This is a genomic window from Solemya pervernicosa gill symbiont, from assembly GCF_002020875.1.
Lineage (GTDB): Bacteria > Pseudomonadota > Gammaproteobacteria.
In genome coordinates this window covers 33,252-54,305 of the sequence record NZ_MPRL01000008.1, presented here as the reverse complement: position 1 = coordinate 54,305, position 21,054 = coordinate 33,252, and the positions used below count along the sequence as shown (strand labels likewise).

The window sequence follows — 21,054 nt, the reverse complement described above, 5'->3', positions numbered from 1 at the left end:
TAACGAGCAGGGGGTGGTGATCAGAGCCCCAGCTTCTTCTCCAGGTAGTGGATGTCGGTACCACCCGCCTGGAAGGCTGCATCGGAGAGGATCTCCTGGTGCAGCGGACCATTGTGCTTGATGCCGTCGATCACCAGCTCCGCCAGAGCGTTCTGCATCCGGTTGAAGGCGATCTCACGTGAGTCTCCGTAAGAGATCAGCTTACCGATCATCGAATCGTAGTGCGGAGGTACGGTGTATCCGGTGTATATGTGTGAGTCGACACGGATGCCGGGGCCACCGGGTGGGTGGTAGAGGGCGATCTTGCCGGGTGAAGGCATGAAGGTCTCTGGATCCTCAGCGTTGATACGACACTCGACTGCATGGCCACGCACCTTGATATCGCTCTGTTGATAGGAGAGTGGTTCGCCGGCAGCGATTAGCAGCTGCTCCTTGACGATATCTACGCCGGTGATCATCTCGGTGACGGGATGCTCAACCTGTACGCGGGTGTTCATTTCGATGAAGTAGAACTCACCGTTTTCGTAAAGGAACTCGAAGGTGCCGGCACCGCGATAGCCGATATCAATACACGCCTTGGCGCAACGTTCACCGATCTCGGCGCGTAGCTCCTCGCTGATACCGGGAGCAGGTGCCTCCTCGACGACCTTCTGATTACGGCGCTGCATCGAGCAGTCGCGCTCTCCCAGATGAATGGCGTTGCCATGCTCGTCGGCAAGCACCTGAATCTCCACGTGACGTGGATGCTCCAGATACTTCTCCATGTAGACCTCATCGTTACCGAAGAACGATCCCGCTTCGGACTTGGTCATGGCGATGGCATTGAGCAGTGCCGCTTCGCTGTGGACCACGCGCATGCCGCGACCACCGCCGCCACCGGAGGCCTTGATGATGATCGGGTAGCCGATCTTCTTGGCGATACGAATGTTCTCAGCATCATCTTCACCGAGCGGGCCATCCGAGCCGGGTACGCAGGGTACGCCGGCCTTTTTCATCTCACGAATGGCACAGACCTTGTCGCCCATCACGCGAATAGTCGCGGCACGCGGTCCGATGAAGGTGAAGCCGCTCTGCTCAACACGCTCGGCAAAGTCAGCATTCTCAGAGAGGAAACCGTAACCGGGGTGGATGCCGACAGAGTCGGTGACCTCGGCGGCGCTGATCAGCGCCGGGATGTTGAGATAGCTCTGGGCCGAGGGTGGTGGGCCGATGCAGACCGATTCGTCGGCAAGGCGTACGTGTTTCAGGTCGCGATCTGCGGTGGAGTGGACGGCAACGGTCTTGATGCCCATCTCGCGGCAGGCGCGCAGGATTCGCAGGGCGATCTCCCCGCGGTTGGCAATAACTACTTTATCCAGCATGTTCGAATCCGTATAGGTAGGGCGAATCGATTATTCGATAACGAAGAGCGGCTGGCCAAACTCGACCGGCGTGCCATTTTCAACCAGGATCGCCTTGACGGTGCCCGCCTTGTCAGACTCGATCTGGTTGAACATTTTCATCGCCTCAATGATGCAGAGCGTATCGCCGGCAGCGACTGAATCACCCACCTCGACAAACGACTTGGCGCTTGGGGAGGATGAGCGGTACATGGTGCCGACCATCGGCGAGGTGACCTGATGTCCAGCAGGGATGGCGTCTCCACTCGCTTCCGGCTCGGCAGCTGCAGCTGCTGGAGCCGCCGCTGGTGCGGCTACAGGAGCCGCTGCAGGCATTGCCATCGCGGGCATAGCGACAGGTGCGCCCTGTGAGTGACGGCTGATACGTACCGACTCTTCACCCTCGTGAATTTCAATCTCAGCGATGCCGGACTCTTCCAGCAATTCTATCAATTTTTTTACTTTTCGAATGTCCATGTTCAGACCTGTATATGTTTGTGGTGGTGATTACTCGGAGAGGTGGTCGAGTGCGGCGAGTAGCGCCAGCTTGTACCCCATAGCCCCGAGACCGCTGATAACGCCAATGGCGACATCAGAAAAATAGGATTTATGTCGAAACGATTCGCGAGCGAAAACGTTGGAGAGGTGAATCTCGATAAAGGGAATCGAGACGCCCAGCAGCGCATCACGCAGTGCAACACTGGTATGGGTAAAGGCGGCCGGGTTGATGATGATGAACTCAACCTCCTCCAGGCGGGCCTGATGGACGCGCTCTACCAGTTCATGTTCAGCATTGCTCTGGAAGCTATCGAGCTCATAGCCCGCTTCGCCAGCCATCTCGGTCAGGCTCTCGGTAATGCTTGCAAGGTCCATTGCACCGTAGTGATCGGGTTCACGGGTACCGAGCAGATTGAGATTTGGGCCGTTCAGGAGCAGCAGACGAGCCATTTTTCCCCCAACGCCTTTGCGACGTTAATTATTGGGCGATTTTGTTGCTAACCGCACCGATTTTCTTAGAACTTGTTCAACGGCTGACAAGGCTGTCAGCGTCAGGCGCATTTTGCCCAAATTGGACGGAGTTGTCCATATGATTACGAGAAGATTACTTGTTCTGTGGAGATCGGAGCAGATGGCATCAAATTTGCCGGGTCTGCTCCGATGGTAGGTCTAGGGCTTGAAGGCAGCACTGGCATGCTCTGCGAACGCCTCGGCACCGAGAACACCGACCAGACGGTAGGGGCGAAGCTCATCGCCATTTCGGTCGAAGAAATGGATCGAGGGGAGGCCGGGCACGCTCATATGTTTGAGTAACGCCTTGTCAGTCGCATCGTTATCGGTCACATCGGCCTGCAACAGCACCGCCGTTTTCAGGGTCTGTTCGACCTTGGGATCGGAGAAGGTGAAACGTTCAAGCTCTCTGCAGGAGATACACCAATCGGCATAGAAGTCGAGCATCATCGGACGGTTCTGGCTGCTCGCCTCGGCGATTGCGGCGTTAAGTTCATCGATCCCCTTGATCTGCTTGAAACGATGTTCTGCTTCGGCCACAGCGCCAGCGCCTGCTGTGCCGCTGGTAAAGGAGAGGCCGCGTAGTGGTTGCAGTACCTCCTGACCGCCGGATGCCGCCCCGACCATCAGCAGCACGCCGTAGACCATCATGACCACGCCAGAACCCTTCCAGAATTTTTTCATGCCGCTCGCCTCGAAGGGTAGCGGCTCGGTGGCGCCGAGGTAGATGGCTGAGCCGATCAGTAGCGCGGCCCAGAGCATCATGGTGACGGCAGTGGGGACAATGCGCTCGAGCATCCATACCGCGATCGCTAGCAGCATTACGCCAAATACTGCCTTGACGTTATTCATCCAGCCGCCGGCCTGCGGCAGCAGCTTGCCGGCTGAGGTGCCGATGGCGAGCAGTGGTACACCCATGCCGAGTCCCATCGCAAACAGTGCGGCACCACCGAGCAGCGCATCACCGCTCTGACCTATATATATAAGTGCGCCCGCCAGCGGTGCGGCAACGCAGGGGCCGACGATCAACGCCGAGAGGAAGCCCATGATCACCACGCCGATGATGGTGCCGCCCTCCTGTCGGTGGCTGATAGCGTTGAGTTTGTTCTGAATTGCGCTGGGCATCTGCAGGTCGTAGAAACCGAACATTGAGAAGGCGAGTGCGACAAAGATCAGGCTGAAGCTGCCGAGAATCCACGGGTCCTGAAAGGCGGCCTGCAGGTTGGCACCAAACATCCCGGCAATGACACCGGCGATGGCGTAGGTGATGGCCATCGGGATTACATAGGCGATCGAGAGGGTGAAGGCGCGACGGGTGGTGATGTCCTCACCCTGACCGACGATGATGCTGGAGAGGATCGGCACCATCGGCAGTACGCAGGGGGTGAAGGTGAGCAGCAGGCCGAAGCCGAAGAAGGCGAGCAGGATCAACCAGACGCTACCACTCTGCAGCATTTGGGCGATACGGTCCTGCTCGGCCAGTGGTGGTGCGTCAGCGGCGGGAGCTGAGGTTGTCACTGCAGACGCGGTCGTTGCAGAGGCGGTGATAGTAACCGACTGCTCGCGCTCCTCAGGTGGGTAGCAGAGACCGCTCTCGGCGCAGCCCTGAAAGCCGATCACCAGTGTGAGTTGCTCTGTGGGTTCGCCTTCCCAGCTAACCGGTGCGGTGGCGGTGAAGTTCTTCTGGTAGATCTCCATGCGACCAAAGAACTCATCATTTTTTACCTTGCCGGCGGGTAGCTGGACCTCGCCAAGGGTGGCGGTGGAGGCGCCCTTGATTGAGAAGTGGAGTTTGTCGCGGTAGAGGTAATAGCCCTCAGTGACGCGCCAGTTGATAAGCAGCTGATTGTTACCGGGTGAGTCGACGCTGAAGGCAAACGCCTCGTCGACCGGCAGAAATTCGCTCTCCTCGCCGCCGAGTCCAAAGCTTTGTCCCAGCTTTTTCAGGCTGGAGAAGGGGGATGAGGTGTTGCTGCTTTCGGGCGCAGCGGCTGCGGGTAGGGTAATCAGCTTGCTCTCGTTGACCGGGGTATAACAGACGCCAACATCAGCACAGCCCTGTGAGGTGGTGAGTAGGGTCAGGTCAACCGGACCGCTCTGGGAGTGGCTGACGGGAATCTCAATGCGAACGCTGCCGCGATAGGTCTCCACCGGTTTGCCGTCGAGATCGGGCTCAACATCACCCGCTGGAAATTTGATCTCACCTAGCGTGATGCCGCCTGTCTCAGTGCTGAATTTGAAGCGCTTGCGATAGAGGTAGTAACCCTCGGCGATCTTCCATTCAGCAATAAGGGTCTCTGCATCAGCTGCGCTGACACTTAACTGGAACGCCTGCTCCGGATCGAGCAGCTCCCCCTCTTCAGCGAAGGCGAGCAGTGGCAGAGTGATCAGCAGGGTGGTGAGCCAGCGGGTCAGTTTACGATGCATAGTATTAATCCAGGTTCTCGTCGATCCAGTTCAGGTATTGGGGGTGACCCCTCTCGATTCGGACGGCAACGATCTCAGGAAGTTCATAGGGATGGAGTTCGTTCAGCTTCGTTTCGAGCGCAGAGTAACTTCTCTCTGAAGTCTTGATTATAAGCAGCAGCTCCTCGTCTCGCTCAACCAATTCCTTCCAACGGTAGATGGAGGTGAGGCCGGGAGCAATCGAAACACAGGCAGCAAGACGTAGCTCAACCAGCTGCTGCGCAATCTGTTCGGCGCAGTTGCGGTCGGGGCAGGTGGAGTAGACCAGTAGTTTGGCATCATCCATTTTATTGTTCGGTCCCGTAGCTCGTCGGCGGGTTATTATAGCTCTGCAGGCTGTTACAATGCCTCAAATGGTGCATGGAAAACATTGATGAATACCCTACTGTACCCCTTTGTTGCGCTGATCCTGATCGGTCTGCTGGAGCTCTACGTGATGATCGGTGTGGGTGGTCTGATTGGCCCCTTCACCACCGTCTTTCTGGTCATCTTTACAGCTGCGCTGGGACTGCTATTGATGCGTTACCAGGGCTTCAAGACCCTGCAGCGCGCACAGGAGGCGATGGCGCGTGGCGATACCCCAGAGCTTGAGATGCTGGAGGGGGTGGCGCTGCTGCTGGGTGGTGCGTTGTTGCTGATTCCCGGTTTTCTCAGTGATGGTCTGGGTTTTCTGATGTTGGTACCACCGCTGCGTAAGGTGGTGATTCGTTGGATGTTGAGGCAGCGCGGTGGTCCCCGCCCGCCGAGCGGCGGCAGCGGTGATGGTCCGCGCACCCTTGAGGGCGAGTTCTGGCGCGATTAAATCGTCAGTATCTGCCAGTTCGGTTCCATTTCTCCGCTTGTCAGAGCGAAAATCCCTTCTTTGAGCACTAATAAGCAGCTCTGAAGTAGAAATCTCACCCCACGACCCTTGATTTTCACCTCTTCGTCACTATTATTAGCACTCACTCGGGGTGAGTGCTAACGCCCCAGGAATATGTAATTAACCGTAATGCGGTTTTATTTTTTGATCTTAAATCAATAAGTTAAGGAGTTTCTGAATGAATATTCGTCCGCTACATGACCGTGTATTGGTGCGCCGTATGGAGGAGGAGACCACCACTGCTTCAGGTATCGTCCTACCCGGTTCCGCTACCGAGAAGCCAAATCAGGGTGAAGTTATCGCTGCTGGTAAGGGCAAGATCCTCGAGAACGGCGAAGTGCGTCAGATGGACGTGAAGGTCGGCGACAAGGTTCTGTTTGGCCAGTATGCGGGCACCGCAGTCAAGGTCGACGGCGAAGAGCTGATGATGATGACCGAGGCGGACATCATGGGTGTGGTTGAGGGTTAATCCCTACACCATTAACCGCTTTAAACAGAATTCTATAGAGGAAAGAGATCAATGAGTGCAAAAGAAGTTAAGTTTGGTGATGACGCGCGCCACGGTATGCTGCGCGGTGTTAATACCCTGGCCGACGCGGTCAAGGTAACCCTCGGACCGAAGGGTCGTAACGTAGTTCTGGAGAAGAGCTTCGGTGCACCGACCATCACTAAGGATGGCGTTTCAGTGGCCAAAGAGATCGAGCTGGAAGATAAGTTCGAGAACATGGGCGCACAGATGGTGAAAGAGGTCTCATCACAGACCTCCGATGTTGCCGGTGACGGTACTACCACCGCGACCGTTCTGGCGCAGGCCATCCTGCGTGAGGGCATGAAGGCGGTTACCGCTGGTATGAACCCAATGGATCTGAAGCGTGGCATCGACAAGGCGGTTATCGCCGCTGTTGGGCAGCTGAAGGATCTCTCCAAGCCTTGTGAAGATACCAAGGCGATCACCCAGGTTGGCACCATCTCGGCCAACTCTGATTCTACCATCGGCCAGATTATCTCCGATGCGATGGACAAGGTGGGCAAGGACGGTGTTATCACTGTTGAAGAGGGTTCATCACTGCAGGATGAGCTTGAGGTGGTTGAGGGTATGCAGTTCGATCGCGGTTACCTCTCTCCCTACTTCGTCAACAATCAGGAGAAGATGGTTGCCGAGCTGGAAGATCCCTTCATCCTGCTACACGACAAGAAGATCTCTAACATTCGCGAACTGCTGCCTGTACTCGAGGGTGTTGCCAAGGCAGGTAAGCCACTGTTGATCATCGCCGAGGACGTTGAGGGCGAGGCGCTGGCCACTCTGGTTGTGAACAGCATTCGTGGCATCGTTAAGGTTGCTGCTGTTAAGGCGCCGGGCTTCGGCGATCGTCGCAAGGCGATGCTGCAGGATATGGCGATTCTGACTGGTGGTCAGGTTGTCTCTGAAGAGGTTGGCATGGAGCTGGAGAAGGCGACTCTCGATATGCTCGGTACCGCCAAACGCGTTGTTATCTCCAAGGAGAACACCGTGGTTGTTGATGGCGCGGGTTCACACACCGATATCGAAGCACGTGTTGCGCAGGTTCGTGCCCAGATCGAAGAGACCACCTCTGATTACGACAAGGAGAAGCTGCAGGAGCGTGTTGCCAAGCTCTCTGGCGGTGTTGCTGTTATCAAGGTTGGCGCAGCCACCGAAGTTGAGATGAAAGAGAAGAAGGATCGCATCGACGATGCGCTGCACGCGACCCGTGCTGCGGTTGAAGAGGGTGTGGTTCCTGGTGGTGGCGTTGCGCTGATTCGCGCACAGGCTGCGATCACCAAGCTCAAGGGCGATAACCACGATCAGGATATCGGTATCGAGATCGCACGTCGCGCGATGGAAGAGCCGCTGCGTCAGATCGTCAGCAATGCTGGTGAAGAGGCCTCTGTTGTGGTTGATAAGGTTAAGCGTAGCAAGGGTGATAACGGCTACAACGCTGCCAATGGTAACTACGGCAATATGATCGATATGGGTATTCTCGATCCAACCAAGGTGACCCGTTCTGCACTGCAGAATGCTTCATCGGTTGCGGGCCTGATGTTGACCACTGAGGCGATGGTTGCCGAGCTGCCTTCCGATGCACCTACCGGTGGTGACATGGGTGGTGGTATGGGTGGTATGGGTGGCATGGGCGGCATGATGTAATAGCTGTCTCAGAACCATTCTGACCCTGAAGGGGCCTTGCCGGAAATGGTGAGGCCCTTTCTGTTTTGTAAGGGTAAAAAAGTGACTAGTTCTTAGCGCCTCATTTGGGTATAGAATGGTCCGGATTGAGTGGTTTCACTCCGACTGAGTGGATTACAACGAGGGTTTGAAACGATGAGTTTTTTCGCTAGAGGGAAGTGGGTGTCGAGATCGATTGCCGTGCTGCTGTTTGCGCTGGTGGTGGTCGGTTGCGGTAAGGAGAGTGGCGAGCAGACGGTCTCGCTCCACTACGCCGCGAGTACGGGAGACCTGCAGAAGATTGCGGCCCAGCTTGATGCTGGGGTCGATATCAATCTCAAAGACAAAAACGGCCATACACCTCTCTACTGGGCGGTCGCACGAGGTTATGAGCGCGCCACTGCAATACTGCTTGAACGTGGTGCGGGCGTCGATATGGCCGGTAATAGCGGTAAGAGTCCGTTGCATGCTAGTGCCGAATTTGGTTACAGCAATATCGCCGCGCTACTGCTGAAAAGTGGCGCGTTGGTAGATAGTCGTGATGTGCAGGGCAGCACGCCGCTGCATCTGGCCGCTCTGGTTGGCCATGTTGATGTGGTCAAGCACCTGCTCGACAGCGGTGCCGATGCCAATGTTGAGGATGGTAATGGCCAACCACCGATCCATCTCGCCTCGGCGCAGGAGAATCGTGATGTGGTCGATCTGCTGATAAAGAGAATTGGCGATATCGATGTGCGCAGTAAGGATGGCACCACTATGCTGCACCGAGCGGCCGATCATGGCCACCTTGAGGTGGTGAAGATGTTGATCGGCAAGGGGGCGGATGTGAACGCGACCTATCCGCTGGGTCAGACACCGATTCATATGGCGGCCGAGCATAACCATGTCGAGGTGATTAAGTACCTGCTGGATAAGGGTGCTGATATCGCCACCAAGAACCGCTATGGCGATTCGCTGCTGCAGTGGGCGGCGCTGAAGGGGCAGGTTGATATGGTTGAGTTCCTGATCAACAAGGGTGCCGATGTTGATGCGGTGAGCAAGGAGGGTGAGCCAATTATCTGCTGGGCGGCTGATGAGTCGCGGGTTGAAATCGTCGAGTTACTGATCAGTAAGGGTGCGGATGTCAACGTGCGTCGTCGTTATGGTCAGACCCTGTTGCACTGGGCGGTTAAACATAAACATCTACAGGTGCTTGAGCAGTTGATTGCGCGTGGAATCGATATCAATGCCAAGGACGATAGAGGCAGTCCTGCGCTGTTTGTTGCCGCAGAGAAGGGCAATATGGATATCGTACGAATGATGATCGAGTGGGGCGCCGATGTGAATGTGCGTAACGACTATGGCGAAACGCCGCTGGTTGTTGCAACCCGTGGTGGGCACAAAGAGATTGCGGCGTTGTTGACTCAGCGCGGTGCTGTAGCCGCACATCAGATGGAAGCGCCCAAGAGAGAGTCACCGTTACCCCCCGTAAAATGATGCTTCTTTGTTAAGCGAGGCAGCCCACTTTGTTGAGTGTGGCTGCCTTTTTATTCGCTGCATGAGTGAGCTGGAATGCACCCGTCAGCAAGCTATCGTTAATCAGTTTTATTTGGAGCGCTCTTGGCCGATTCAGCTATCTCCGATGTCAACACCGCAATGGCGGTTATCCCTGAACCCCTGCAATCCGTAACGCTTCACCATTGGCAGCAGTTTGTTGAAGCCGCTGAGCGACATGAGTGCCGGGTTCCAGAGAGTGAAGATTTCCAGCGCGTGACACTACGAGTGCTCTGCAGTAGCGAGTTTGTCGCGCAGGCCTGTGCACGTGAACCGGGTTTGATCGGTGATCTGCTCGAGAGTGGTGACCTGCTGAGTGACTATCTGTCAGATGAGTATGTCGAGAAGCTCGATACGCAGCTGAAACCGGTCAAGGATGAGATGGGGTTGATGTTGCGGCTGCGTCGCTTCCGGCGTCGAGAGATGGTGCGTATTGCCTGGCGTGATCTGGCAGGCTGGAGTGGCCTGGAGGAGACGCTACGTGATCTGACTCATCTGGCCGAGGCGTGTATCGATGGCGCGCTGCAGAAGGTCGAGGCGTGGGCACGCAAGCAGCACGGTACACCTAAAGGGAGTGATGGTAAGCCGCTTGGCCTGGTGGTGCTCGGCATGGGCAAGCTCGGTGCCTGGGAGCTTAACTTCTCCTCTGATATTGATCTGATCTACGCCTATGCCGAAGAGGGAGAGACACGCAAACGCAATGGTCTGAGCAATAGTGAATTCTTCGGCCGTATGGGACAGCAGCTGGCGCGGGTGCTTGATCAATCGACCGATGATGGTTTTGTCTATCGTGTCGATTTACGTCTGCGCCCCTATGGAGATAGTGGTCCCGTTGCGATGAGCTTTGACGCGATGGAGGAGTACTACCAGACCCAGGGGCGTGAGTGGGAGCGCTACGCGATGATCAAGGCGCGTGTGGTCGCGGGTGATCGCGACACGGGAGCCGAGCTGATGTCGAGCCTGCGCCCCTTTGTCTATCGCCGCTATCTCGACTACGGCGTGTTTGAGTCGCTGCGTGAGATGAAGGGGATGATTGCACGCGAGGTGGCGCGCAAGGGGATGGCGCACAACGTCAAGCTGGGGCCGGGCGGTATACGTGAAATCGAATTTATCGGCCAGGCCTTTCAGCTGGTGCGCGGTGGTCGTGAGGTCGAGCTACAGGAGCGTCGTATCCTCAAGGTGTTGGCTGCATTGCCTCACTACGGTCTGATTCCCGACTACGCCAGCAGTGAATTGATTGAGGCCTACGACTTCCTGCGTCGCGTAGAGAATCGCCTGCAGGCGTGGGCTGACCGGCAGACCCATCTGCTGCCGCAAGAAGAGATTGGGCAGCTGCGTCTCGCCTTCTCGATGGGATTCTCAAATTGGGAGCGTTTCCTTGAGAGGCTCGACAGCTATCGACAGCGGGTTGAGCAACATTTTGAGCAGATCTTTGCTGCACCACAGACCGAGGATAAGGGCGGCGAGCAGCATGCTGGTCCCGATCTGGTTTCGCTCTGGCAAGAGGGACTGAAGGAGTCGCAGGCACCAGGGCTGCTGGCTGAGGCCGGTTACGCTGAGCCGAAAGAGATCGTGTGGCGACTCCGTGCGCTGCGCGAGAGCAGTCTCTATGAATCGCTCTCTACCCACGGACGCGAGCGTCTCGATCGCTTGATGCCTCTGTTGATCTCAGCGGTTGGCGAAAATGAGAAGTCCGATGAGGCGCTACCGCGAGTCGTGAATTTGATCGAGGCAGTGGCGCGCCGTAGCGCCTACATTGCACTGCTCTCTGAGCACCCGCTGGCGCTCTCACAGCTGGTGAGTCTCTGCAGTGCCAGCCCCTGGATTGCACGCTATCTCGCCAGCCACCCGATTCTGCTCGATGAGCTGCTTGACCCTAGAACACTCTACTCACCCCCCGACCGAGAACGGTTGGTGGATGAGTTGCGGCAGATGCTGTTACGCCTACCTCTCGATGATCTTGAGCAGCAGATGGAGGTGTTGCGTCTCTTTAAGCAGACCAATGTGCTGCGCGTCGCCGCCGCTGATATCGCTGAAGCAATGCCACTGATGGTGGTTAGCGATCACCTGACCTGGATTGCAGAGGGGATCGTCGATGAGGTGTTGGAGCTTGCCTGGCATCATCTTGTTGCCAAACACGGTCGCCCAGTCTGCAGCAGCGACGGCACGCTCTGTGACAAAGGTTTTGCCGTGATCGCCTACGGCAAGATGGGTGGTCTTGAGCTCGGATACGGCTCCGATCTTGATGTGGTGTTCCTGCATAGTGCGGAGGATGAGTCGCAGCTGACCACCGGCAAGCGGGCAATGGCGGTGCCAGAGTTCTTTGCACGGCTTGGACAGCGCATTGTTCATTTGATGACTACCCTGACCCCGGCGGGCGTGCTCTATGAGATTGACCTTCGTCTTCGTCCCAGTGGTGCCTCTGGACTGCTGGTAAGCAATCTCACCGCATTTGAGGAGTATCAGCAGGGCGAGGCGTGGACCTGGGAACATCAAGCGCTGGTGCGCGCGCGTCCGGTGGCCGGTGATCCGTTGATTGCAGAACGATTTATGAAGATCCGCCACACCATTCTGACTCAGCGTAGAGAACCTGAGGAGTTGCGCAAAGCAGTGAGTGAGATGCGCGAGCGGATGCGCAGCGAATTTGGCTCGAAAAAGCCGGGTCGATTCAAGCTAAAGCACGATCGAGGTGGTATCGCCGACATCGAATTTATGGTGCAATACGGCGTTCTGGCATGGGCGCACGATCATCCCGAGTTGACCGAATTTACCGACAATATTCGTATTCTCGAAGGGTTTGGACGGGCGGGTCTGATGGCCGCTGACGAGGTGGCGCTGTTGTGTGATGCCTATCGAGTATTTCGTAAGCGGGCCCACCACTTGACGCTGCAGGAGCAGTCGGCCGAGGTTGATGCTGTGGAGTTCTCCGAACTGCGCGAGACGGTCGCAGCAATGTGGCGTCAGCGTATGGAAGACCCAGCGTAGATGTGAATAATTTTGTGGTTCTAAATATTTTGAGGAGTAGAGCATGACGACGATGGCTGACCGTGATGGGGTCATCTGGCTGGATGGCGAGATGGTTGAGTGGCGTGAGGCGAAGACTCATGTGCTGACCCATACCCTCCACTACGGTATGGGTGTGTTTGAAGGGGTGCGTGCCTACCAGACCGATAAGGGGGCGGCGATCTTCCGCCTGCAGGATCATACTGATCGTCTGTTCCGCTCTGCTCACATCTTGATGATGCCGATGCCCTTCGACAAGGAGACGCTCAACGAGGCGCAGCGTGCAGTGGTGCGTGAGAATAACCTCGACTCTGCCTATCTGCGTCCAATGTGTTTCTACGGCTCAGAGGGAATGGGTATTCGAGCAGACAACCTCAAAACTCACGTCATGGTTGCTGCCTGGCCGTGGGGTGCCTATCTGGGTGAGGACGGTATCGAAAAGGGTATTCGTATCCGTACATCCTCCTATACCCGTCACCACGTCAATATCACCATGTGCAAGGCGAAGGCCAACGGCAACTACATGAACTCAATGCTGGCACTGCAGGAGGCAATCAGCTGTGGTTATGACGAGGCACTGCTGCTCGATAATGAGGGTTACGTTGCGGAAGGTAGTGGCGAGAATATCTTTATCATTCGCAATGGTGTGATATTCACTCCCGACTTGACCTCCGCACTGGAAGGCATCACCCGTGAGACGATCATGCAGATCGCGGCCGATCTCGGTATCGAGGTGCGTGAGAAGCGCATCACCCGTGATGAGGTCTACGTTGCCGATGAGGCGTTCTTCACCGGTACCGCTGCTGAGGTGACGCCAATTCGTGAACTCGATGATCGCACCATCGGTAGCGGTTCGCGTGGGCCGATTACCGAGCAGATTCAGAGCATCTATTTCGACTACGTCTATGGTCGTCGCAACGATCGCCCTGAGTGGCTGACGCTGGTCTGAGCAACGATAGTACAGGAGTTTTGTAGTGAGTCAGGAAACTAACAGTCAGCCTAATGCTGAGAACCGTTACGAGATGGTGCAGGGTGACCTGCCGCTGCACTGTCCGACGCCGGAGATGAGTCTCTGGAATTCACACCCACGCGTATTTCTATCGATTGAGAAGAGCGGTCACGCCAAGTGTCCCTATTGCGGTGCCGAGTACACACTTAAACGATAAATCGGCTGACTTGGGTTGCCGGGTCGTCTGGTGGTTCACCGATGGTAAGCCGGGGCATGAAAATCAGGGGCGCGGACTGATTCGCGCCCTCGGTAACCACTTTACGCTCACAATTCACGAGATACCTGCAACTGCAGTCAGGCTGCCGTGGTTACAGTGGTTAACCTCCCGATTTTCTGCTGGCGAAGGGTTGCCCAGTCCGGATTATATTATCGGCGCAGGCCACGCTACCCACTTACCCATGTTGGCTGCACGTCGAGCGCGTGGTGGTCGTGTGGTGGTGTTAATGAAGCCCTCCTTGCCGATCTCACTATTCGATCTTGCGATTGTACCCAAGCATGACGGGCTCGCTGCCTCTGAAACGGTATTGTTGACGCATGGTGTACTGAATAACGTCGTTTCCGGCGCCGCACGCGATCTTGATAAAGGGCTGATATTGATTGGTGGGCCATCGAAAAATTATGGCTGGTCAGATGATCAGATGTTGGCTCAGGTGTTTGAAATTGTCACATCTGCTCCTGGTGTTAACTGGGTGCTGACCAGTTCACGTCGTACGCCTTCAGTGTTTCTACCACTCTTACGTAGTCGAGAGCTTGAAAATCTTGAAGTGCTGTCCCATGAGCAGACTGGGTCCGACTGGTTGCCACAACAGCTAACATGCGCGGATCGTGTATGGGTGAGCGAAGATAGTGTCTCGATGGTCTACGAGGCGCTGACCTCAGGATCCCCCGTTGGATTGCTGTCGGTACCTCAGCTAGTGGAGGGGCGTGTCTCTGTAGGAATTGGAGCGCTGAAGAAGTGCGGAATGGTTACGGGATATTCGGCTTGGCAAGAGTGCGGAACGCTGCGTGAGAATTCAGATCCCTTTAATGAAGCAGAGCGTTGTGCTGAGTGGATATTCAGTAAGTGGAGTTGTAAGTGAGTCTGTCTCCTAATTGGTACCGTGCGTGTAAAGATTATACAAATATCCCTTTTGTACGCTGGGGAGGCTTCGATGGCATTCTCGTTAGCATGCATCAATCGGGTACGCATTGGCTGAAAAATTTACTTGCGCATGTATTGTCCTATGAATACGGCGTTGATCTACCCGAATACATACAGGATAACTCGATTATTGGCAGCCCCAAGCGTCCTCCGACGTATGAGGGAATGCCAAAAATAGTGCAAAGCCACACTATACCAAGCACGTTAATCTCCTCTAGCCTGTTTAGTGTGCTTGCTCCAGTTCCCCCGGTAGTAATACTGGTTCGTGATTTAAGGTACGCGCTGGTATCACATTATGTGAAAATGCATGGTTCAAAGCAGGAACGCTGGAAGCGGCGCTATGATCTCGATTTCTCGGAGTTTCTAAAGGGTGATCCGAGAGATAAACATTTTGATAAAGATATCTGGTGGGATATTCGCTTTATGAATGCGTGGGGACGATATCTCGAAAAATATCCCGAAAAATCTCTGATGGTCAGCTACGAAGCGCTACGGACTGAACCTGTCGCAATGCTAAAAAACGTGTGTTATCGCTTTGGCTTGGAGAGTGTAAGTATGAATTCGATCGAGCGGGCGGTTGATGAGTGCACAAAGAGCAAGATGTCTGAACGAGAGCGCCCCGGTGAGCGGGCGCCTGTAGTTCGAAAGTCGGCAGATGATCTGGGTGAGTGGTACTCGGAGATAGATAAACGATTTGTTGAGGATATCCTCAAACGTCATTTGAATTATAACTTTGGGTATGACTTCACCAGGTGGTAGCGAATAACGGAGTGGGCTCTGCAACGCAACTGACAATCGTTCAGCTGTTGCCGTCACTTCAAGATGGTGGCGTTGAGCGTGGCACGTTGGAAGTGGCGCAGGCGCTGGTTGAGCGTGGTCATCGATCTATGGTGGTCTCTGCTGGGGGGCGCATGGTCGAGCAGCTACATGCTGAGGGAAGTGAGCATGTTAATTGGTCGATTGGTAAAAAGAGTCTGTTAACGCTGCGTTTTATCTGGAAGCTGCGAAGACTCTTTAGAAAACGGCGTGTTGATGTTGTGCATGCCAGGTCGCGTTTACCGGCCTGGATCGCCTGGTTCGCGCTACAAGGGATACCTAAAAAAAACAGACCGCACTTTGTAACCACAGTGCATGGACTCTACTCGGTTGGACGCTACAGTGCGGTAATGACTAAGGGAGAACGGGTCATCGCTGTGTCAGAGACGGTTAAACGATATATCAAAACCAACTACCCTTCGGTCGACGTGAATAGAGTGAGGGTGATTCCTCGTGGTGTTGATCTAGAGATGTTTCCATACGACTTCACTCCCTCCGAGTCGTGGCTGCAACAATGGTGTGACGATTTTCCTCAGCTTGATGGAAAGCTGGTGCTCACCCTTCCAGGTCGATTGACTCGTCTTAAGGGACATCACGATTTCATTGACCTGATCCGTTGTCTCAAACGAAAAGCTATTGCGGTGCATGGTCTGATTGTTGGAGGTGAAGATCCTCGGCGTCAGGCCTATGCCGAGGAGTTGCGAGAAAAGGTGGTGCAGAGAGGCCTGCAGGAGGACGTTACCTTTACGGGGCATCGTTCGGATGTACGTGAAATCTATGCGATCTCAGATGCGGTCTTCTCCCTCTCTACCAAGCCCGAATCGTTTGGTCGCACCACGCTTGAGGCGTTATCGCTGGGTGTGCCTGTGTTCGGTTACGATCATGGTGGTGTGGGTGAGATACTTGGGCGTGTCTATCCACAAGGGCGGGTTGTCGTGGGTGGTGTTGATGATCTTTGTCGGCTTCTGGCTAACTTGCGAGATGGTTCGCTGAAGAGGCCGTCGCGTCACAACTATACGTTGGCACATATGTTAGCGTTGACTCTTGCGCTCTATGAAGAGTTGGCTGCTCGCCCCTGATGTCGCGTAGCTCGACAAGTTGGCGCTTATGTTAGCGCTGCTCAAGTAGTGTTCTGTAAGTCTCCAGATAGCTCTCAACAATGGCTTTCTCGCTAAAACGAGTACTGACTAGCGCCGTACCGCTGTCCGCAATTTCATTAGAGCGTTGTGGTTCTTGTAGAACAGAGAGCATTGCGTCGGCCAGTGGTGCGGCTTGATCGACTGGTGTGACGACACCATTCTCTCCATCGCTAATTAACTCCATTGCACCCTGGGAGGCCGTGGCAACTACAGGTGTGTTGTGCGCCCAGGCCTCGAGTATCACATTGCCTAACGGTTCATGACGAGAAGGGCAGACAAACAGATTGGCCAGGTAGTAGTAGTTGCTGGGATTGGCCTGCCAACCGGCCCACGTTGTCCGATTGCTAATGGATAGCTTGTTAGAGAGCTGGCGAAGCTCTTCTGATAACGGACCATCGCCAGCGATGAGCAGATGAGTCGGACGACCTGCGATCTCGTGTGGTAGTAAAGAGAATGCCTTAAGTAATGTATCGAACGCCTTGTTCGGGTGAAGCCTTCCTACGGCGGTGATTATCCATGCGTCATCAGGTATGCCGTGTTCTCTCCTCAGGCTATTGAGTGTGTCGATGTCTGGCGGTGGAGGAGCGTCGGCAAAATTTCCGATATAGAAAACACGATTTACAGGTAGGCCTTCTTGAACCAAGTAGTCGCAGATGCCACGGGTATTGCCGATCCAAGCGTGGGCGTGACGATAACGTTTTAAGTTGTAGTAGCCGCCAAGGCGCGCAACATGGATCGGCCCTCGGTCTGGTTTGAGTGATGTGAGTGATGTCGCTCTACTCATGTAGGTCTGCACGATATCGGGCTGTTGTTGTTTTATCGCTTGCTGAATGCGCCATTTGGTGTGGAAGCGAATGATTCCACTCATCTGAATATGTGTCTGAGGCGCGCATGCACCAATCTGCTGGGCAACAGCGCTGTCGGGACGATTGATTGCGTGGGTCGGGGCGCCGTTACGTTGGAGTGCACAGACAAGTCTGGAGTAGAAGCGTTCAGCGCCTCCGGATTCCTGGCTGCCTATGATGTGCGTGCTGCTAATCATGATTCGTGTGCATCCTCAATAGAGGCCGCATATGCTGCATGACTCGAGGTGTGGGATGCAACCACTCACGCTGCTGAATAGTCAGGGCGGCGCGAGTAGTTGATCACTGAAGCGTAACTTTGAGTGTTAGCGACGTTTCTTGGTGCTCTTCTTTTTAACGACTTTTTTCTTTGGTGCTACCGCTTTTAGCGGGAGCCTTTTTTGTAATCGTTTTCTTTTTAGGTACGATCTTGGTGGCGGCACGTTTCTTGACTGCGGTTTTAACAACCTTCTTCTTGATGGCAGCCTTTTTCTTAACGGCGGGTTTCTTGGCGCTCTTCTTCGAAGCTGTCTTCTTTTTTGGGATGCTCTTCTTGACGGCTGGTTTAGAGGGCTTTTTGGCAGAGGCTACCTTTTTCTTCGCTGGTGTGACCTTTTTCTTTACCGCAGCTTTCTTAACGGCGGTTGTTTTCTTCTTTGGCGTAGTCTTTTTGGTGGCGCTCTTCTTCGCCGGTGTGCTCTTCTTCTTGGGTGTTGCAGCTTTTTTCTTCGCTACGGCCTTCTTGGTGGGAGCCACCTTTTTCTTGGTTGCGTTCTTCTTGCCTGCAGAGGTTTTGCTCTTGCTCGGTTTCTTGGCAGGGGCCTTGGCCGTAGAGGTGGCTGGCTCGGGAGCCTCATCGGCAGAATCCGATGTTCCGGCGGCCGCAAGAACCTTCTCCATTACCTTCTTCTCAAGGTCTTCTACTGTGGGTGCATTGGCAGAGGGTATGACTGCTTTGCGTTTGGGTGTGGCGCTGACAACTTTTGAGATCGCTTTGAAGATGTCCTTGATCTCTCCAATACCCTGCACGCTACGCAGGAGCTCTTGCTCCTGATAGAAGTCGACCACGGGGATGGTCTGGGTCTCATAGACACGCAGTCTATTACTGATCGTCTCCTCGTTGTCGTCGCCGCGATGGTGCAGGCTGCCGCCACACTTGTCGCACTGGTCGTCCATCTTCGGTGGGCTGGAGTAGATGTTGTACATCTGACCACATGAACGACAGGTACGCCGTCCGGTGAGGCGCTGTAGCAAGATGTCAAAGTCGACGTCGATCAGCAGGCTCAGCTCAAGGGGCTGGCCGATCTCCATCAGCAGGGCATCGAGTGATTCGGCCTGGGCGAGATTGCGGGGGAAACCATCAAGGATAAAACCCTTCTTGGCATCCTTCTCCTCGAGGCGCTCGCGAATAATGCCGAGCACGATCTCATCAGAAACGAGATGGCCGGCATCCATGGCCAGTTTGGCCTGGTTTCCGAGCTGTGTACCCGCTGCTACGGCATCTCTAAGTAGGTCTCCAGTGGAGATCTGGGGGATTTTGTATTTATCAACAAGGAGTTTGGCCTGAGTCCCTTTTCCAGAGCCCGGCGCTCCAAGCAGTACGATTCTCATCGCAATAGCTCCCTTGGCTGTATATTATTGTTGCTCTTGTTATCGGGGTGGCCGGAAATCGCTTGGTTATTAAAATTTTGCATGACCGCATACACGATTTTGCATGGCCGTGTCACCCATCAGCGATTAACCTACATTCCGCAAACGTCCAAGTCAACGAAGCACAGTACGAAATAGCCATGGATAGGGGAATCATCCTCTTTTTTATGCCTGTTACTACGGAATGTGCCTAATTTACAGGTAGATATGAGTACTATCCCAGATTTTAATGATTCTGATCTCTGGACCATCAAGAGTACGCTCCAGGAGCGTTATGGGCATGATGTTGAGCTGGAACTGGCTGAGACCGAGCTGCGTCTCAACCCTTCTTCAACGGAAATGGTCCCCTGCCCGACTGTTTACTGGCACTACGATAACTGTAATTTCATTATCTGTAAGACTGGCGACGAGCGTTTTCGCGCACAATTTTTCTTTCGTGTTCACCAGCAGTACGGCACTGGCGTACATGAGTTTGACAACCTCGCCGACTGTACTGTGACCCTGCTTCAGGTTCAGGCCGATCACGATAAAAATCTGCAAGATGAAGCAGAGAAAGAATCGCAGAAATAGCTGCCGATCCATTCAGTTGGTTGGTGGCCATAGTTTTTACAAAAATAGCTTTTGAAATAGCGTCAAATTAAGGGGAACCTAAATGACAAAGAAGAATGCATTTTATGCACAGTCCGGCGGTGTTACCGCAGTGATCAACGCCTCTGCTTGTGGTGTGATCGAGACCGCTCGTAAGAATAAAGACAAGATCGGCAAGGTATACGCCGGTCGTAACGGCATCATCGGTGCGCTGGAAGAGGATCTGATCGATACCTCAAAAGAGACAGTGCGTTCTATCGCTGGTCTGCGCCACACTCCATCGGGTGCCTTCGGCTCCTGCCGTTACAAGCTGAAGAGCCTCGAGGCAAACAAGGCGGAGTACGAGCGCCTGATCGAGATCTTCAAGGCACACAACATCGGTTACTTCTTCTACAACGGTGGTGGTGACTCCGCTGACACCTGCTACAAGATCTCTCAGCTTTCGAAGAAGATGGGTTACCCAGTTCAGGCGATCCACGTACCTAAGACCGTTGATAACGATCTGCCAATCACCGATAACTGCCCTGGCTTCGGCTCGGTTGCCAAGTACATTGCTATCTCAACCCGCGAGGCGAGCTTCGACGTTGGTTCTATGTGCGCCACCTCTACCAAGGTCTTCGTACTTGAGGTAATGGGTCGTCACGCTGGTTGGATCGCTGCTGCCGGTGCACTGGCCTCTGATGAGAAGACCGATCTACCGATCGTCATTCTCTTCCCTGAGGTCGTTTTCGATCGTAAGAAGTTCATGGCTGCGGTTAGCGCTAAGGTTAAGAAGTATGGCTACTGCTCGATCGTAGTCTCTGAGGGTGTCCACTATAAAGATGGCAAGTTCCTCGCTGAGACCGGTCTGAAGGATGCCTTCGGTCACAGCCAGCTGGGTGGTGCCGCACCTGTTGTTGCCGGCATGATTCAGGAAGATCTCGGTCTGAAGTACCACTGGGCCGTTGCTGACTACCTGCAGCGTGCGAGCCGTCACATCGCGTCTAAGTCTGACGTTGATCAGGCCTACGCTATGGGTAAGGCTGCGGTTGAGCTGGCACTCAAAGGTAAGAACTCGGTCATGCCAACCGTGGTTCGTAAGTCTGACAAGCCATACCGCTGGACCATCGGCGAGGCACCGCTTTCTAAGGTAGCCAACGTCGAGAAGATGATGCCAAAGAGCTTCATCAGTCGTGATGGTTTCGGTATCACACCGAAATGTCGCCGCTACCTCGAGCCGTTGATTAAGGGTGAAGATTATCCTCCCTATAAAAACGGCATGCCGCAGTATGTGAAATTGAAGTTAGTGTCAGTGAAGAAAAAGCTGCCTGAATTCAAGGTCAAATAGTTATGAAAAAGGGGGCTTATTTGCTCCCTTTTTTGTATCTAGACTAATTATTAGTCGCAATAATAATGAACATCATATAAGTAAAAACGTTAATTGAAGGGGAGAG

The 21,054-nt window shown here is 54.4% G+C and carries 19 protein-coding genes; 12 read left to right on the top strand and 7 right to left on the bottom strand.

Annotated features, from left to right (window positions below; all coding sequences use genetic code 11):
* Positions 1–20 precede the first annotated feature (20 nt).
* From accC to cutA, 5 genes are all read right to left on the bottom strand, one after another.
* On the bottom strand, positions 21–1,361 hold the full coding sequence (accC, locus tag BOW52_RS03415; protein WP_078482686.1) for an acetyl-CoA carboxylase biotin carboxylase subunit: 1,341 nt from the start codon (positions 1,359–1,361) through the stop codon (positions 21–23).
* 30 nt (positions 1,362–1,391) lie between these two features.
* The gene (accB, locus tag BOW52_RS03410) at positions 1,392–1,856 is read right to left on the bottom strand and encodes an acetyl-CoA carboxylase biotin carboxyl carrier protein (protein ID WP_078482685.1); all 465 of its coding nucleotides are present in this window, start codon (positions 1,854–1,856) and stop codon (positions 1,392–1,394) included.
* A 30-nt stretch (positions 1,857–1,886) separates the two neighbouring features.
* Complete coding sequence (gene aroQ, locus BOW52_RS03405) at positions 1,887–2,327, bottom strand: type II 3-dehydroquinate dehydratase (RefSeq protein WP_078482684.1); 441 nt, start codon at positions 2,325–2,327, stop codon at positions 1,887–1,889.
* A gap of 219 nt (positions 2,328–2,546) precedes the next feature.
* Complete coding sequence (gene dsbD, locus BOW52_RS03400; RefSeq protein ID WP_078482683.1) at positions 2,547–4,814, bottom strand: protein-disulfide reductase DsbD; 2,268 nt, start codon at positions 4,812–4,814, stop codon at positions 2,547–2,549.
* Positions 4,815–4,818: 4 nt separating this feature from the next.
* Positions 4,819–5,139: a divalent-cation tolerance protein CutA gene (gene cutA / locus BOW52_RS03395; protein ID WP_078482682.1), complete on the bottom strand. Its 321-nt coding sequence runs from the start codon at positions 5,137–5,139 to the stop codon at positions 4,819–4,821.
* A gap of 87 nt (positions 5,140–5,226) precedes the next feature.
* Here cutA and BOW52_RS03390 point away from each other — a divergent pair, with 87 nt between their 5' ends.
* The 10 genes from BOW52_RS03390 (at position 5,227) to BOW52_RS03345 (ending at position 16,481) form a co-directional block, all read left to right on the top strand.
* Positions 5,227–5,655, top strand: a complete 429-nt coding sequence (locus BOW52_RS03390; RefSeq protein ID WP_078482681.1) for an FxsA family protein — start codon at positions 5,227–5,229, stop codon at positions 5,653–5,655.
* Between the two features lie 238 nt (positions 5,656–5,893).
* Positions 5,894–6,184 carry a co-chaperone GroES gene (locus tag BOW52_RS03385; RefSeq protein WP_078482680.1) on the top strand — a complete coding sequence of 97 codons (291 nt, stop codon included), beginning with the start codon at positions 5,894–5,896 and terminating at the stop codon, positions 6,182–6,184.
* 51 nt (positions 6,185–6,235) lie between these two features.
* Positions 6,236–7,882 carry a chaperonin GroEL gene (gene groL, locus BOW52_RS03380; RefSeq protein ID WP_078482679.1) on the top strand — a complete coding sequence of 549 codons (1,647 nt, stop codon included), beginning with the start codon at positions 6,236–6,238 and terminating at the stop codon, positions 7,880–7,882.
* Between the two features lie 201 nt (positions 7,883–8,083).
* On the top strand, positions 8,084–9,376 hold the full coding sequence (locus tag BOW52_RS03375; RefSeq protein ID WP_172840098.1) for an ankyrin repeat domain-containing protein: 1,293 nt from the start codon (positions 8,084–8,086) through the stop codon (positions 9,374–9,376).
* Positions 9,377–9,535: 159 nt separating this feature from the next.
* Complete coding sequence (gene glnE, locus BOW52_RS03370) at positions 9,536–12,418, top strand: bifunctional [glutamate--ammonia ligase]-adenylyl-L-tyrosine phosphorylase/[glutamate--ammonia-ligase] adenylyltransferase (RefSeq protein WP_078482703.1); 2,883 nt, start codon at positions 9,536–9,538, stop codon at positions 12,416–12,418.
* A 43-nt stretch (positions 12,419–12,461) separates the two neighbouring features.
* Positions 12,462–13,385, top strand: a complete 924-nt coding sequence (locus BOW52_RS03365) for a branched-chain amino acid transaminase (protein ID WP_078482677.1) — start codon at positions 12,462–12,464, stop codon at positions 13,383–13,385.
* 25 nt (positions 13,386–13,410) lie between these two features.
* On the top strand, positions 13,411–13,602 hold the full coding sequence (locus BOW52_RS03360) for a zinc-finger domain-containing protein (RefSeq protein ID WP_078482676.1): 192 nt from the start codon (positions 13,411–13,413) through the stop codon (positions 13,600–13,602).
* Positions 13,577–14,524: a mitochondrial fission ELM1 family protein gene (locus BOW52_RS03355; RefSeq protein WP_236725624.1), complete on the top strand. Its 948-nt coding sequence runs from the start codon at positions 13,577–13,579 to the stop codon at positions 14,522–14,524. The genes BOW52_RS03360 and BOW52_RS03355 overlap by 26 nt, the downstream gene beginning before the upstream one ends.
* Positions 14,521–15,345, top strand: coding sequence for a sulfotransferase domain-containing protein (locus BOW52_RS03350; RefSeq protein ID WP_135621987.1), 825 nt, complete (start codon positions 14,521–14,523; stop codon positions 15,343–15,345). The genes BOW52_RS03355 and BOW52_RS03350 overlap by 4 nt, the downstream gene beginning before the upstream one ends.
* A gap of 47 nt (positions 15,346–15,392) precedes the next feature.
* On the top strand, positions 15,393–16,481 hold the full coding sequence (locus tag BOW52_RS03345; RefSeq protein WP_236725623.1) for a glycosyltransferase family 4 protein: 1,089 nt from the start codon (positions 15,393–15,395) through the stop codon (positions 16,479–16,481).
* 31 nt (positions 16,482–16,512) lie between these two features.
* Here BOW52_RS03345 and BOW52_RS03340 read toward each other — a convergent pair whose 3' ends face one another.
* Together BOW52_RS03340 and BOW52_RS17855 are read right to left on the bottom strand one after the other, a co-directional pair.
* A complete protein-coding gene (locus tag BOW52_RS03340) occupies positions 16,513–17,583 on the bottom strand; it encodes a glycosyltransferase (protein WP_078482673.1) in 1,071 nt (356 codons plus the stop codon).
* Between the two features lie 154 nt (positions 17,584–17,737).
* Positions 17,738–18,994 (bottom strand): adenylate kinase, encoded by a 1,257-nt coding sequence (locus BOW52_RS17855; RefSeq protein ID WP_078482672.1) that lies wholly within the window; start codon positions 18,992–18,994, stop codon positions 17,738–17,740.
* A 246-nt stretch (positions 18,995–19,240) separates the two neighbouring features.
* Here BOW52_RS17855 and BOW52_RS03330 point away from each other — a divergent pair, with 246 nt between their 5' ends.
* Together BOW52_RS03330 and BOW52_RS03325 are read left to right on the top strand one after the other, a co-directional pair.
* Entirely contained in the window at positions 19,241–19,603 is a 363-nt protein-coding gene (locus tag BOW52_RS03330; RefSeq protein WP_078482671.1) for a hypothetical protein, read from the top strand.
* An 82-nt stretch (positions 19,604–19,685) separates the two neighbouring features.
* Positions 19,686–20,948 (top strand): 6-phosphofructokinase, encoded by a 1,263-nt coding sequence (locus BOW52_RS03325; protein ID WP_078482670.1) that lies wholly within the window; start codon positions 19,686–19,688, stop codon positions 20,946–20,948.
* The last annotated feature ends 106 nt before the right edge of the window (positions 20,949–21,054 follow it).

Excerpts from the sequence above, each read along its gene's own strand:
- accC (WP_078482686.1), bottom strand. The coding sequence starts at position 1,361 with ATGCTGGATAAAGTAGTTATTGCCAACCGCGGGGAGATCGCCCTGCGA.
- accB (WP_078482685.1), bottom strand. The coding sequence starts at position 1,856 with ATGGACATTCGAAAAGTAAAAAAATTGATAGAATTGCTGGAAGAGTCC.
- aroQ (WP_078482684.1), bottom strand. The coding sequence starts at position 2,327 with ATGGCTCGTCTGCTGCTCCTGAACGGCCCAAATCTCAATCTGCTCGGT.
- dsbD (WP_078482683.1), bottom strand. The coding sequence starts at position 4,814 with ATGCATCGTAAACTGACCCGCTGGCTCACCACCCTGCTGATCACTCTG.
- cutA (WP_078482682.1), bottom strand. The coding sequence starts at position 5,139 with ATGGATGATGCCAAACTACTGGTCTACTCCACCTGCCCCGACCGCAAC.
- BOW52_RS03390 (WP_078482681.1), top strand. The coding sequence starts at position 5,227 with ATGAATACCCTACTGTACCCCTTTGTTGCGCTGATCCTGATCGGTCTG.
- BOW52_RS03385 (WP_078482680.1), top strand. The coding sequence starts at position 5,894 with ATGAATATTCGTCCGCTACATGACCGTGTATTGGTGCGCCGTATGGAG.
- groL (WP_078482679.1), top strand. The coding sequence starts at position 6,236 with ATGAGTGCAAAAGAAGTTAAGTTTGGTGATGACGCGCGCCACGGTATG.
- glnE (WP_078482703.1), top strand. The coding sequence starts at position 9,536 with ATGGCGGTTATCCCTGAACCCCTGCAATCCGTAACGCTTCACCATTGG.
- BOW52_RS03365 (WP_078482677.1), top strand. The coding sequence starts at position 12,462 with ATGACGACGATGGCTGACCGTGATGGGGTCATCTGGCTGGATGGCGAG.
- BOW52_RS03340 (WP_078482673.1), bottom strand. The coding sequence starts at position 17,583 with ATGATTAGCAGCACGCACATCATAGGCAGCCAGGAATCCGGAGGCGCT.
- BOW52_RS17855 (WP_078482672.1), bottom strand. The coding sequence starts at position 18,994 with ATGAGAATCGTACTGCTTGGAGCGCCGGGCTCTGGAAAAGGGACTCAG.
- BOW52_RS03330 (WP_078482671.1), top strand. The coding sequence starts at position 19,241 with ATGAGTACTATCCCAGATTTTAATGATTCTGATCTCTGGACCATCAAG.
- BOW52_RS03325 (WP_078482670.1), top strand. The coding sequence starts at position 19,686 with ATGACAAAGAAGAATGCATTTTATGCACAGTCCGGCGGTGTTACCGCA.